Source organism: Endozoicomonas sp. 8E, from assembly GCF_032883915.1.
Lineage (GTDB): Bacteria > Pseudomonadota > Gammaproteobacteria > Pseudomonadales > Endozoicomonadaceae > Endozoicomonas_A.
This window is the reverse complement of sequence record NZ_CP120717.1, coordinates 5,468,759-5,481,947: the sequence shown is the minus strand read 5'-3', so window position 1 is coordinate 5,481,947 and position 13,189 is coordinate 5,468,759. Positions and strand designations below refer to the sequence as shown.

The following is a 13,189-nucleotide window of genomic DNA, read 5'->3' as shown; positions in this document are numbered from 1 at the left end:
TTCATGAGAGTGATTCTGTTGGGTGCCCCGGGTGCCGGTAAAGGTACGCAAGCCCAGTTCATCATGGAAGAGTTTGGTATCCCCCAGATCTCTACCGGCGATATGCTGCGCGCAGCGATCAAGGACGGTACCGAGCTGGGCCTTAAAGTAAAAGCGGTTATGGATTCCGGCGCCCTGGTTTCAGATGAAATCATCATTGAGCTGGTTAAAGAGCGTATTGCCAGGGATGACTGTGCCAGAGGATTCCTGTTTGATGGCTTTCCCAGAACCATTCCCCAGGCTGAAGCACTTCGTGATGCCGGTGTCGATATTGATCATGTGATCGAAATTGCCGTTGAAGACGAAGAGATTGTTCAACGCATGGCAGGAAGACGTGTTCACCCTGACAGCGGCCGAACCTATCACGTTGTCTATAACCCACCGAAGGTTGAAGGTAAAGATGATGTTACGGGTGAAGACCTGATTCAGCGTGATGACGATACGGAAGAGACCGTACGCAAGCGTCTGGGCGTTTACCATGACCAGACGGCCCCTCTGGTCAGCTTCTATAAGACTATTGAAGGTCAGACCCGCTACAGCCGTGTAGAGGGCGTAGGCAGTGTTGATGATATCAAGGCCAAAGTGATCTGTGCCCTGAAGCCTGCGGCTGCCTGATAAGCTCTGCTGTCTGGCATCTCATGATGCTGATCGTAGAAAAAAGGACGACTGTTCGTCCTTTTTTACGTTTTCAGGAGACTTTCTCATGAGCTGGCAACGATATAATACGCCGTTACGTGCATGAGTTATCCCTATTAGAGATACGCCGATGAAAATTCTGGCTCTAGATAGCGCTACAGAAGCCTGTTCAGTGGCATTGAATCTGGATGGTGAGATTGTTGAGCATTTTGAGTTGTTACCCAGAAGGCACAGCCGTGAGCTTTTGGGAATGGTCGACAAGCTACTGAAAAAACAGGCAGTCAGCCTGTCTGATCTGGACGCTTTGGCTTTTGGTTGCGGGCCAGGTGCTTTCACAGGTCTCAGAATAGCGGCTGCCATGGTGCAGGGGCTGGCGTTTGCCATCGATAAGCCGGTTGTTGCCGTGTCAACTCTGAGAGCACTGGCGCAGGAAGGCTTCAGAGTGCATCAGTCAAACGCTGTACTGGCTGCTATTGATGCCCGTATGGGTGAGGTTTATTGGGGTGCTTTCAAGGAAGAGAATGGACTGATGCAACCGGTGATTGAAGAAAGTGTTATCACCCCCGAAAAAGTTGTCCTGCCCGACGGCAAAGAGAACTGGCTGGGAATCGGGACGGGTTGGCAGTTCCGGGAACAGCTGGCAGCAAAAGTGGTGAAATGTTTCCCCGAAGCTTATCCCAGGGCGGCAGATATCGCTATTCTGGCTGCGGCTGATTTCAACGAAGGACTCAGTGTACCTGCTGAACAAGCCAGACCTGTCTATCTGAGGGATAAGGTGGCTCTCAAGAAAAGTGAACGATAATACTCGTTTTTCCTTTAACAATAATGGCCTGATGTGAAGTGATTTCTTACTTTGTGAGATGTCATTGAAATCGGCATGGGTGATATACCCGTCAGGGGAGGGAAGCTATCATGGATAGCCTTCAGGTAATCATTCTCGCTCTGCTTCAGGGCTTGACAGAGTTTCTGCCGATTTCCAGTTCTGCTCATTTGATATTGCCTGCGCAGTTGTTGGGCTGGAAGGATCAGGGGCTGGCATTTGATGTGGCGGTTCATATTGGCACATTGATCGCGGTTGTGGGGTATTTTCGTAAGGACTTGATCAGAATTACTCAGGACTGGCTGGGCTCCCTGATGGGGAAAGGCGCATCGGTCAACAGTCGTCTGGGTTGGTACCTGATTTTTGCTACCTTACCAGCGGTTGTGTTTGGTTTTGTTCTGAAGTCCATGGGCCTGGATGAAGCTATGCGCAGTATTGCCGTCATTGCCGGGACAACCATGATATTTGGTGCGCTTCTCGGTTGGGCTGATTACAAGGGGAAAAAAATACAGCCTATCGAAAAGTTAAACTTCCGTCAGGCCATGTTGATTGGCTTTGCCCAGGCTATCGCCCTGATTCCGGGAACCTCTCGCTCAGGCATAACCATGACCGCTGGCCTAATGCTCGGTTTGACCCGGGAGGCAGCAGCCCGCTTTTCGTTTTTGCTTTCTATTCCGGTCATATTGGGGGCAGGGCTGCTTCTGGCACTGGACCTTGTTAAGGCAACAGAGCCGGTGGATTGGAGCGTACTCTTCTCTGGTGCCCTGTTGGCAGGCGTCAGTGCTTGGGTTTGTATATACTTCTTCCTGTCGTTTATCAATCGAATCGGATTGATGCCCTTTGTGATCTATCGCTTTATTCTCGGCGCAGTATTGATTGCCGTGATGGTGTTCTAACCATCAGCATGTTGTGCGCTTAAAGCATCGCCACCTATCCTTGGATGGGTGACTTTATCTTATAAATACTCACATTTTTATTATTAAAAATGTGACCTCATTCTCAGCCTGTAAATTCCTGTTGATCATTTGCATAAACAGGCTTTACTTCTCATAGGTTGTAATTCGGGACTGATCGGGCAAGACTTTATCTGTTTCAGACTGATCGTAATGAGAACACTTTTTCATAGACTGTGCTGAGATATTGGCTTTTGACCCGAGATTGACCCCTGAGGAATTGACATGACTCTGAGAATTAATGACGTTGCCCCTGATTTCACGGCTCAAACCACCCAAGGTTCTATTCAGTTTCATGACTGGATAGGTGATTCCTGGGCTATTTTATTCTCCCACCCGAAAGACTTTACACCCGTCTGTACGACAGAGCTTGGCTATATGGCCCGGCTGCAACCAGAGTTTGAACAACGCAACTGTAAGCTCATTGGTTTGAGTGTGGACCCTGTAGATGATCATGAACGCTGGGCCAGAGACATTGAGGAGACCCAGGGGCACCTGCCCCTGTACCCCATGATTGGTGATACGGACCTCAACGTAGCGAAGCTGTATAACATGCTGCCTGCCGACGCGGGTGATAGCTCAGAAGGGAGAACCGCTGCCACCAATGCTACGGTCAGAACCGTGTTTATCATCGGCCCTGACAAACAGGTCAAATTGATGATGACCTATCCAATGACCACCGGCAGGAATTTTGACGAGATCCTTCGTTCTCTGGACTCTATTCAGCTGACCAGCCGATGCACGGTGGCAACTCCGGTGAACTGGCAGCCTGGTGAGGATGTGATTATTCCACCTGCGGTTTCAGAAGAAGAAGCTAAAAAGAAATTCCCGCAGGGTTGGAAGACTCTGAAGCCTTACCTTAGGATGGTCGCTCAGCCTGATTAATGCTCGAACTGATAGCTAAAACTTCTCCCATTGACAGAAACAGCAGGCCAAACGTCTGCTGTTTCTTTTATGGTTTGAGGTTCCAAACAGCCCCCCAGTGATAAAATCCGATCTAACGAAATATGTTGTGAGCAATAGCTGAATGATCAGTTCTGTCGTAATTCAAATTCATCCGGATCCTGATAAGCAAGCCTATCTTGATACGCTGCTGAGTTCCATGGATGGAGCCACTTACATTGAGAATCCGGCTGGCTGCCGGGAAAATCAACTTATTCTGGGTTTTGAAGATGATCGTCTTTCCCTGACACGGGCTTGTGGAAAAGAAAATCCCATCAGTGTTGATTTTGTGGGAGGCAAGGCAGGCCACAGAAGAAAGTTCGGTGGCGGCAAAGGTCAGGACATAGCCAAAGCCGTGGGTTTGAATAAAGGTGTCAAACCTCATGTTCTGGATGCCACGGGTGGACTTGGTCGAGATGCCTTCGTGCTGGCCTCTCTTGGCTGCAAGGTGACAGTCATTGAGCGCTCTCCCGTCATCGCCGCTTTGCTGGAAGACGGCATCAGAAGAGCGATAGCAGATCCGGAGGTCTCAGAGATTGCCGGACGTATGCAGCTGATTAAAGAAGACAGTCGTCGTGCTATGGAGTCGAGTCTGTCCCTTGGAAAACAGTTCGATGTCGTTTATCTCGATCCCATGTTTCCCCAAAAAGAGAAGTCTGCAGAGGTCAAAAAGGAAATGAAAATCTTTCAGGCACTATTATCAGGTGATCCCGATGCCGATGAGTTGCTTGAGCCTGCCCTGAAACTGGCCCAATACCGGGTGGTGATTAAAAGACCCCGGTTATCCCCGGAGTTGGGCAATACCTCACCTACCTACAAACTGAAAGGAAAGGCATGCAGGTATGATATCCACGCTCTTCAAGCGTTTGAGTGAAAGGTTGAGGGCTAACGGACCCTCTTTCATCATCCAATAATCTGATGATGAAAGAGGGTTCCCGAACCGAAAGCGAATTAATGCTCTTCGATCGGAGCGGGTTGAGTTTTGGTGGTTTGCAGTATGCTGTGACGGACTTCGCTGGTCAGGACCTTAAAGGCTTCGTCCGCGACCATTTTGACTTCATCGCCGTAATTGAGCTTGTTGGTCTGGGTAATCTCCACGACGTTATTGAGTCTTAACTGCTCGATAAAGTTTTTGAACAGCGCCTTGTCAAAGAACTCGGGGGCATTCAACCCGTGGATAATGGACAGTCTTTGAGCCAGTACACGACTCTGGTTTTCCAGAGTTTCCTGTTTAATGTTACCGCTGTGATTACTGATCAGCAGACTGATGACCATAAAGAAGCGCTCAAGGGTCTGGGCAATGGCACGGGAAAGCACCGTCAGAGTGACAAACTGTACTGAGCTGTAATCAGGTCGGCGATAATAGCCATCATGGTCACTGATGATAAGCCCTTCACTAGCCAATGTTTCCAGCCACTGGGTGACCACTTTCAGAAATCCTCTTTTACTCCATCTGAGAAAGAGCTCGGATTGAAGATAAGGGTATAAAATGGAACAGACCCGGAAAATTTCTCTCTGTGTCATGGCATTGTTGTTAATAAACAGACAGCTGAGCAGGGAAGGTACGGCAAACATATGCAGTACGTTATTCCGGTAATAGGTCATCATTACCGCTGTCTTTTCGTCCAGACTGTAGACCTCACCCAGAGAATCACTGAATTTATTGAGTAAATCCAGCTTCTTTGCATAGCGGATGATGCTGTGGCCATCCATGTCAGTAATAACTGTTTTGTTGCTGTAGGGAGATTTTCTGAGCAGTCGCTGATAAATCTCTATCAGTAATACCAGCTCCTGTTCACCCAAAGCATGACGTGGCGATGAAAGCAGGGCCATGGCAATCAGGTTAATCGGGTTGATGACCGCCGCTGAGTTAATCCCACTGGCAATTTTGAAAGCAAGTGTATTGGTTGCTTTCTTTAGCCACTCTTGTTTATAGCCTTCAGACTGATCTTGCTGCCATTGAGGTACTTCCTTATCCAGGAATTCACCCATGCGGACCGGGTTACCAAAGTTAATCCAGGCTTTGCCAAACTGATCCCTCAGGGCTGCCAGTGTGCGCACAACGTCAAGAGGGGACTCTTTTTTCTTGCTCTTGCCTCGCAGCTCACTCATGTAAGTGCTGACTTCCAGTAACTTCTCATAACCGATATAAACCGGCACAAACAGTATGGGTCGTCGGCTATCTCTCAGATAGCTTTTAAGGCTGATAGAGAGCATGCCGGTTTTCGGGTTCAGGGTTCGACCGGTTCTGGAACGGCCGCCCTCAACAAAATATTCAATGGGGAATCCACGACTGGACAGGGTATGCATGTATTCATGAAAGACTGCACTATAAAGAGGGTTGCCTCTGAAGGTTCTTCTCATAAAGAAAGCGCCGCCTTTACGGAGAATGGTGCCAACGACAGGCATATTCAGGTTGATACCGGCAGCAATATGGGGAGGTGTCAGCCCTTCATAGTACAGGGCATAGGAAAGCAAGAGATAGTCAATATGGCTGCGGTGACAGGGCACGTAAACAACGCTGTACTTCTGGGAAAGTGCTTTGATCGGTTCTATGTTATTGATCGACAGGCCGTCGTAGAGCTTGTTCCAGAACCAGGTCAAGACAATGTCCAGAAACCTGAGGACCGGATAAGAGTAGTCAGAGGCGATTTCATTGGCGTACTGTCGAGCCTTGTTCTCGGCCTCGATCAGGGTGATTTCACGGGCAGCGGCTTCAGCTTCTATGGCTTTGCGAATCTGTGGTGTATGGATCAGGCCATTGACCAGTATTCTTCGGTGAGAGAGATCCGGGCCAATGACAGACTCTCTGAGCTGACGAAAGTGCACCCTGAGAATACGACCCACCTTTCGGAGAGTGCGGCAGTGTTCCTGGCCTTCATCCACCACTTCTCTCAGGGACATGGCTGGATTAAAGTGAACCATTGTCTGTCTGCCATGAAGCAGAATGGCCATAAATTTCCTGAATCGTCCTCCCAGGCTGAAGTTCCAGTCAAAAAGGAGCTTCAGGGCGGACTGCTCTTTATCCGGGGCCCGTCCCCAGAAAATACTGACAGGAACCAGCTGAACGTCGCGGTCAGGATGCTCCTCGGTTTCCCTGAGAAGGTTTGCCAGTGTATCTGCCGTTTCCGGATGCTCTCTTTGAAGCAGAACGCCTCGCTGCTGAGTCAGATAAAAATAGGCCTGATCACCATTCTTGCGACCACTGTGAATAAACGCATAGGGTCTTGGCAGACCCGCTTTTCGACACTCATGCTCAACCACCATCAGATCGGACAGGGAACGGTTACGAAGTACGTAGCAGACAGGCTTGTCTGGCTGAATCCCAAGGCTTTGTGCAGTGTTGTTATGAACCGTTGTTCTAACCCAGGTGAATAAAAGCTTTCTCAAGCTATGAAACAAAAAGCGACTGAGAGTATTGGGTCTGTGCATGGAATTGGCCGCGGCCTGAAATCAAGAGGGTGAATGGCTATCGGTGGATTCTAGCTTGAATAGATGCCATGGCGCAAAGAGGAAAGTGACTATTTCCCGGATTGAAAGCACGCCAGTAAGGGTTTTGTTCTTTCCTGGCGAGCAAAAGTAATGGGGAAAAGCCAGAAGCGCTCAATAGCTTCTCTGGCAGCAATAAGTTTTCAAAGAGCATTAGGCCAGGAGACCGTGCTTTCTTCGCCTGTTTCCGTCATCTGCCACCATTCATCCATATCTTCACCGTCTGACCAGGGAGCTGCATTGGCTCTCACCCGGCATCTGGCAAACTGGTTCAGGCTTTTGGCACAGGCCATATCATCACTCCAGGGGGTTTTATTGGCTTTGAACCAAATGCTGGTCCAGGCTTTGCCAACCGCACCCTCAACAATCATCACCGGGGCTGAGTCTTCCTCGCTGTGCAGCAGAAAGTCGTGAACTTTCTTGCCGCTACTAAGAACTTCAACGCTGTCAAAATGAGCCGTGAGCCATTTCTGGATCATCTCCAGGCTCAGGTCTTTGACATAAATTTCTAGATCTTCAACCTTATTCATAGGGTCTGTATCATCTGAAAATAAAGGATGAATTCAAGTCAACAGTCGCTTCAGGACGCCCTGATATATCCGGCCCAGATCATCCAGGTCGCTGGCTTTGATGCATTCATTCACTTTATGGATGGTTTTATTGACCGGGCCCAGCTCAAGCACCTGGGCGCCGGTTGGCGCTATAAACCGGCCGTCGGAGGTGCCACCAGAGGTCGACAGCTCTGAATCTATGCCGGTTTCAGCCTTGATGGATGCCTTGGCAGCATTAACCAGCGCACCGGGGCGGGTAAGGAATGGCTGGCCGCTGACATGCCATTCAATATCGTATTCGAGGTTATGTCGATCCAGAATGGCCAGCACTCTCTCCTGCAGTGCCTTGTCAGTGACTTCAGGGGAGAAACGGAAGTTAAAGTTGACTTCGCACTTTCCTGGAATGACATTGCTGGCACCTTCTCCGGCATGAATATGCCAGATCTGGAAGCTGGTGGGTGGGAAGAAGTCATTGCCCTGATCCCATTCTTCGCCGGTCAACTCTGATAAGGCCAGTGCCACTTCATGAACCGGATTTCTGGCCAGATGCGGATAGGCGACGTGCCCTTGAATCCCATGAATCAGCAAGTGACCGTGCATAGAGCCCCGGCGTCCATTCTTGATGACATCGCCCACTCGGTGAGTACTGGATGGCTCCCCTACGATGCACCAGTCTATCTTTTCGTGACGGGCTTCCAGGTGCTCAATGACTTTAACGGTTCCATGCTGGGCCGGACCTTCTTCATCGCTGGTGATCAGGAAAGCAATGGAGCCTTTATGGTCAGGGTTCGCGGCCAGAAAGGTTTCGCAAGCCGTCACCATGGCAGCCAGACTGCCTTTCATATCCGCCGCACCGCGGCCCTGTAACATACCATTCTCATCGACAAAAGGAGAAAAAGGAGGGTTATCCCACTTTTCTACGGGACCTGTGGGTACAACGTCGGTATGACCGGCAAATGCCAGAACCGGTGCAGAGTCTCCCCTGCGAAGCCAGATGTTTTCCACTTCACCAAACCGCAGTCTCTCTACTTTGAAGCCCAGGGGTTCCAGACGGCTGATCATCAGATCCTGGCAGCCCTCATCTTCAGGAGTGACTGAGGGACGCTGAATCAGATCTATGGCAAGTTCAATCGTAGGGGTCATGTGCAGTTTATCTGTTCTATGGTTTACAGTTTTTCACTTTGAAAAGTGATTGTACCACGTGATGTACTTGCCAGCCGAGCCAACAAAGTCTTCAGAATACGAGAGTTTTCTGTCTTGTTGGCTTGACTGTCAATGATAAATTCACTCAGCCCAGGATCAAGACCAAAGGCTTAATCGGTCTTGATCTTGGCAGGCTCGGTCAGATCCGATAACGCTTTTAGCGTCATTGATTTCTGTAATTCATCGGTTGCAGACTGCTTCAGTTTTTCACAGGCATTCTCGAAAGCCTTTGGCTCAAGGTAACACCCCTTAAAAATTGTTTTCAGCCTCTGTGCCAGTCCAATTTTTTCTCCACGAACACAAAAATCAATGAGCGGGTTGAGCAGGAACAGTTTGTCTTCGACCGGTCCGGAAAGCTGGCAGATATAAGACCGGATAAAACTCTCGAAATTTCCAATTTCGTGAGGTTGCATGCGATCAACATCGACCAGAGTTTGTTGCAAAATATCCAGAACAGTGTCTTTGGTTATCTTTTGGGCAGCAGCCCCGGGATTTGCCAGCCCTACCAGTTCCTTGACAGAACCTCGGTGAAATCGATCCCTGAGGGCTTTGCAAAGGTCCTCGTCGGTAATGCGGATACTGGCCGATGCAATTGTCCCCGCCCGCGTGTAATCACCCCTGGCAACGAAGAGATTCAGGAAGGAGTAGGCCAGCTCCGCATCCTTGATGCCGAAATTGAAAAATTCCTGAAAACACCTCTGTATCTCAGTAAAATCTTTTGGAGGCAAATCTCGCACCCATTGGGTGTCTCTCAAACATTTTTCCAGCCCGTCAGCGAGCGTTTTCCTGGCAATCTCCATGGTTTGATGATCTTGCCGATTCGCCAGGGCCAGTATCGCTTTGCTGTGGCCATGAAGGAAGCGCGGGTAAGAGTCGTCGTCATGTTTAACGTATGGCGCGTATTTCTGGACCACCTTATCGAGGGCTACCTGAAGATGATCTGCTTCCAGAATTGCCTGATGTTTATCTTTAACAGACAGGGCATGTGGAAAATCTCCCCGGACGACAAAAAGGTTCAGAGCCGAATTCGCCAGTGCATTACCACCATTGCCACAGTAGGCCAGCAAACAGTCGATAAGCTTTTTCAGCTTTACGTATTCATTTTCGGGTATTTTACGAGTAGATGGAAAATTATCCTGCAAAATGGTTTTAAGGTTATCCTCGGCTACTCGCGCAGCTTGATTCGGGGATGTCAGTTTCAGTGATGTCAGCAGTGATTTTACCCGGGCGGCATCTTTTGCACCTACGGCCTCTGCCAGAGCAGGTAAAACCTCTGTGAGTTCCATCGGACTTGCTGGTTGTGGATCGGCTGCCTGAATGGAACCTGAGTGTGCAGAACTGCCGGAGACAGAAGCAGCGATTGTCCTGTCGGAAAGTGCTGAAGCAGTGACTGTACCGGTTTCTCCGTAGCCAATAGCGCGGAAGAAACCGCTATAGATAGCGCCAAACCAGCTGTTTACTGCCCTTCCGTTTTCAGCCCTTCCTGAGGTTTCTGTTGACTGGACAGATTGCTCCTGCCTGATTGAGCTGTCCAGTGGCAGTGATGATGTGGGATGTACTGGTTGCATAATTAGTTACCTCTCTGAATTTAATTGTCGGTATCTATTTGGACAACAGAAAGTGCAACTGGTTCCAGACAGTCAAAAAAGAAGAGTCAAAAAAGAAGAGTCAGCACTGTTTTCTCTTTCAATTGTTGCAGGGACCTTATGGCCTTAAATTCAGACCCGCTGCGCTTTAGTGCAGAATAAACAAGCTGATTCTGAGCAGACCCACGGCGATTCTGCTAACAAAAGTGTCTATTTCACTAACCCGTACGGGAACTCTTCGGAGCCATCTGTCATCTAATTAATAGCGGGTTGTATCGCAATACCACGAGCTGATTAAGGTGCTTTTTTGAGGAGTCGAAGTACTATGGACCGCTTACACCCTTTATTACTGACGAGTTTGCTATTTTTTTCTGTCCAGGTTTTAGGCGGGGTATTTTCACCCGGCTATCCATCGGCCTACCGCTACTTCCCAGAGCTGGCAGGCGCCCTTGATAAAGACTTTGATGGCCTGCTCTCCTACGATGAGCTGATTGAGGGCTACCATGCCCCTTATCTGAACAAAGACCTTTACCAAACCATCAGACTCTATCTCGTTAATTTCGAGTCATGGCAAAACCCTATCACTGCCTCATTAAGCAGAGAAAGCATTGAGCTGGCTGAACTGTCGGGGCGAGTCGCAAAGTATCACCACGAGCAGGACAACACCTTCTGGGAAGCCTGGCTTGCAAAACCTGAGCGGCAAGCGTTTGCCGACGGCTATAGACGACTTTTTCCCCAGGGTCTGACGAGTATTACTCCGGATAATCTCCTGCAGGGATATTTTCCAGATTGTGTTCTGATCGCTTGGCTGGCCTCAATAGTCAGCTCAGAAACGGGAAAAAGGCTCGCATTCAATTACTTTTATCCCTTCGATGAACAGACGTTTGAAATTGTTTTTCCCGGGATTGCTAAAGGCGAAGTGATTCAATTCAGAGAAGTTGAGCGTTACTCACACTTTGCCGAAACACGGGATGGCGGTATCTGGCTGGCGATGCTGGAAGCCGCTTATGCTCATCTATCGAAAAAATATTATAACGTACGGGGACGAAATGATCGGGCGCGATTCGAGTATCATCAATATTCCGAGCTGGTCAAAGTGCTCCCATCAATAGCCAATAAGGTACTCATGAATTCACCTTCCGGGCACATCAACCCGCAGTTTGAAACTCGGGCTCGGTTAAAGATACTACTCAACTTTTTTGTGGATGATGAAAAAGCAGCAACTTTTTTTATTACCTCAGCGTTGTCAGCCCCCTTGAAGCTAAGGCCATTCGAGGGAATCGAACCCCTGCACGCCTATAGTCTGATCGGTTATGACAAAGAAAAAGAGATTGTTTATATTCGTGACCCTCATGGTCATTCTGGTGCGGTTGAAAATCTCCTTACCATTAATAGACATATTCAACCTACTTCTTCAGAAAATAAAGTAATATATGAATACATGGCGAGCAATCCCAGTTCCCCTGACTATGGTTTCGCTTTAGGCCTGACAGAGTCTCTAATTACCGTTGTTCTTAATCAAACTTTTCCGAAGGCATTGGCTGCAGGGCAGGGCGTCATTCCTTCAAATATTGCAAGATCGAAGCCTACAGCAGAGAGAAGCCCTGCCAGGACCGGCATCATTGAAATGACTATACAACAGGTGATTGATACCTTTAATTTCATGTTCATCAGCATGTGCGGACCTTACCAATGCCCAAATGACGAGTGAGAATAAACCGATAAAAAAATACATCGCATAAATACCGTCTATACTTTCTTGCCCTATCTACCAGTAAACATAGAGTTGTTATGACTACGTTAATGCCGACTTTATTCAGCTGCCCGAAATGGATTTTCAAAGAGTATTGGCAGTCTCTCAGGTCTAATGCAGGACATGGTTTCTTTAAAAAAATCTATCGCTCCACATGTTTTGCTCTGGCGCTGATCTTTCTCAGTCCCGTTGTTTTATCAGACACGCTGAGAATAGCGGTTGCATCCAACTTTTACCCGACGGCTGTTGAGTTGCGAAAAGCCTTTAACAAACTCCATTCGGACATTGAGCTTACGCTTGTAAAAGGCGCAAGTGACGACTTGTTTGACAGTATTGTGGGTGGTGCGTCCTTCGACGTCTTTCTCAGTGCAGATGAAACCCACACGGCTACGCTGGTGAAGCTGAAAAAAGCCAAGCCGACGTCACGGAAAACCTATGCGTTTGGTCGGCTTGCGTTCTTGCACAAGATGGGTAACCAGACCGAAGATCATGGTCACGGCCATGGAAAAGAGACCATAACGGTGAAGGAGTTGGGTGACTTTATCGCCAAGCATCGCAATCAGACAGTCTATATTCCGGATCCTCAGGATTCTCCCTATGGCAAGAGGGCGGAGGACCTGCTTGAGGCTGCAGGGCTGTACTATCCCCTGAATGCAGCGGGAAATATCAAGATCGAAGACAGTGCCCATGATGTCTGGAACAACAATATGAACAAAACAGAGTTATTTGCCCTGCTCCCGGCCTCATTAGTGTTTCATGAAGACGATGATCACTCCAGGGATTCGCATCACGTAAAGCACAATTATCCCAAAGATGACGAGGTGTCGCTGTTAAAAGACAATGATTTTCACCGTCTCAGGCAGGAGATGGTAATACTGGAAGGTTCTGCCAGCACCAAAGCTGCTGAAACCTTTGCAAGGTTTATGCTATCACCTACCACTCAAGCCTATATTGGAGATCATGGTTACTACCCTGCGAGTTACTCAGAGGTTTGCGATCCGGCTAACACTTCGTCCGCAGTCAGTTATTTTTCAGCGATTCCTTATGCTGGTATTCTGTCTGCTGTTGCTTCCGCAGCTGTTGCCGCCTGGATTAACAGAGGATACTGCCGTTTCTGAAGCACCATACCCCATACGGTTCGTCCGGAGCTTGTCGAAATGTGCTGCCATCATTCTTCGACAAGCTCAGGACGGACGGATTCTGAGTGCCTGGTCAGG

The 13,189-nt window shown here is 48.7% G+C and carries 11 protein-coding genes; 7 read left to right on the top strand and 4 right to left on the bottom strand.

The window, feature by feature from the left end:
• The first annotated feature begins 3 nt into the window (after positions 1–3).
• The 5 genes from adk to P6910_RS18960 all read left to right on the top strand — a co-directional run bounded on the left by adk (position 4) and on the right by P6910_RS18960 (position 4,264).
• Complete coding sequence (adk, locus tag P6910_RS18980) at positions 4–654, top strand: adenylate kinase (RefSeq protein WP_317142817.1); 651 nt, start codon at positions 4–6, stop codon at positions 652–654.
• A gap of 151 nt (positions 655–805) precedes the next feature.
• Complete coding sequence (gene tsaB, locus P6910_RS18975; RefSeq protein ID WP_317142816.1) at positions 806–1,477, top strand: tRNA (adenosine(37)-N6)-threonylcarbamoyltransferase complex dimerization subunit type 1 TsaB; 672 nt, start codon at positions 806–808, stop codon at positions 1,475–1,477.
• A gap of 110 nt (positions 1,478–1,587) precedes the next feature.
• Entirely contained in the window at positions 1,588–2,391 is an 804-nt protein-coding gene (locus P6910_RS18970; protein ID WP_317142815.1) for an undecaprenyl-diphosphate phosphatase, read from the top strand.
• 282 nt (positions 2,392–2,673) lie between these two features.
• On the top strand, positions 2,674–3,333 hold the full coding sequence (locus P6910_RS18965; RefSeq protein ID WP_317142814.1) for a peroxiredoxin: 660 nt from the start codon (positions 2,674–2,676) through the stop codon (positions 3,331–3,333).
• A 142-nt stretch (positions 3,334–3,475) separates the two neighbouring features.
• The gene (locus P6910_RS18960) at positions 3,476–4,264 is read left to right on the top strand and encodes a class I SAM-dependent methyltransferase (protein ID WP_317142813.1); all 789 of its coding nucleotides are present in this window, start codon (positions 3,476–3,478) and stop codon (positions 4,262–4,264) included.
• Positions 4,265–4,341: 77 nt separating this feature from the next.
• On the opposite strand, the gene plsB is transcribed toward P6910_RS18960, so the two are convergent.
• The 4 genes from plsB to P6910_RS18940 all read right to left on the bottom strand — a co-directional run bounded on the left by plsB (position 4,342) and on the right by P6910_RS18940 (position 10,201).
• Positions 4,342–6,822, bottom strand: a complete 2,481-nt coding sequence (gene plsB, locus P6910_RS18955) for a glycerol-3-phosphate 1-O-acyltransferase PlsB (RefSeq protein ID WP_317142812.1) — start codon at positions 6,820–6,822, stop codon at positions 4,342–4,344.
• Positions 6,823–7,022: 200 nt separating this feature from the next.
• Complete coding sequence (locus P6910_RS18950; RefSeq protein ID WP_317142811.1) at positions 7,023–7,409, bottom strand: hypothetical protein; 387 nt, start codon at positions 7,407–7,409, stop codon at positions 7,023–7,025.
• 33 nt (positions 7,410–7,442) lie between these two features.
• The gene (gene dapE, locus P6910_RS18945) at positions 7,443–8,573 is read right to left on the bottom strand and encodes a succinyl-diaminopimelate desuccinylase (RefSeq protein WP_317142810.1); all 1,131 of its coding nucleotides are present in this window, start codon (positions 8,571–8,573) and stop codon (positions 7,443–7,445) included.
• 170 nt (positions 8,574–8,743) lie between these two features.
• Complete coding sequence (locus P6910_RS18940) at positions 8,744–10,201, bottom strand: hypothetical protein (RefSeq protein ID WP_317142809.1); 1,458 nt, start codon at positions 10,199–10,201, stop codon at positions 8,744–8,746.
• Between the two features lie 343 nt (positions 10,202–10,544).
• On the opposite strand from P6910_RS18940, the gene P6910_RS18935 reads away from it, so the two are divergent.
• Together P6910_RS18935 and P6910_RS18930 are read left to right on the top strand one after the other, a co-directional pair.
• Positions 10,545–11,930 (top strand): hypothetical protein, encoded by a 1,386-nt coding sequence (locus P6910_RS18935; protein WP_317142808.1) that lies wholly within the window; start codon positions 10,545–10,547, stop codon positions 11,928–11,930.
• 80 nt (positions 11,931–12,010) lie between these two features.
• On the top strand, positions 12,011–13,090 hold the full coding sequence (locus P6910_RS18930; RefSeq protein ID WP_317142807.1) for a substrate-binding domain-containing protein: 1,080 nt from the start codon (positions 12,011–12,013) through the stop codon (positions 13,088–13,090).
• Positions 13,091–13,189: the final 99 nt, after the last annotated feature.

What these genes read in the sequence shown, in the direction of transcription:
- adk (WP_317142817.1), top strand. Translation starts at nt 4, where the DNA reads ATGAGAGTGATTCTGTTGGGTGCCCCGGGTGCCGGTAAAGGTACGCAA.
- tsaB (WP_317142816.1), top strand. Translation starts at nt 806, where the DNA reads ATGAAAATTCTGGCTCTAGATAGCGCTACAGAAGCCTGTTCAGTGGCA.
- P6910_RS18970 (WP_317142815.1), top strand. Translation starts at nt 1,588, where the DNA reads ATGGATAGCCTTCAGGTAATCATTCTCGCTCTGCTTCAGGGCTTGACA.
- P6910_RS18965 (WP_317142814.1), top strand. Translation starts at nt 2,674, where the DNA reads ATGACTCTGAGAATTAATGACGTTGCCCCTGATTTCACGGCTCAAACC.
- P6910_RS18960 (WP_317142813.1), top strand. Translation starts at nt 3,476, where the DNA reads ATGATCAGTTCTGTCGTAATTCAAATTCATCCGGATCCTGATAAGCAA.
- plsB (WP_317142812.1), bottom strand. Translation starts at nt 6,822, where the DNA reads ATGCACAGACCCAATACTCTCAGTCGCTTTTTGTTTCATAGCTTGAGA.
- P6910_RS18950 (WP_317142811.1), bottom strand. Translation starts at nt 7,409, where the DNA reads ATGAATAAGGTTGAAGATCTAGAAATTTATGTCAAAGACCTGAGCCTG.
- dapE (WP_317142810.1), bottom strand. Translation starts at nt 8,573, where the DNA reads ATGACCCCTACGATTGAACTTGCCATAGATCTGATTCAGCGTCCCTCA.
- P6910_RS18940 (WP_317142809.1), bottom strand. Translation starts at nt 10,201, where the DNA reads ATGCAACCAGTACATCCCACATCATCACTGCCACTGGACAGCTCAATC.
- P6910_RS18935 (WP_317142808.1), top strand. Translation starts at nt 10,545, where the DNA reads ATGGACCGCTTACACCCTTTATTACTGACGAGTTTGCTATTTTTTTCT.
- P6910_RS18930 (WP_317142807.1), top strand. Translation starts at nt 12,011, where the DNA reads ATGACTACGTTAATGCCGACTTTATTCAGCTGCCCGAAATGGATTTTC.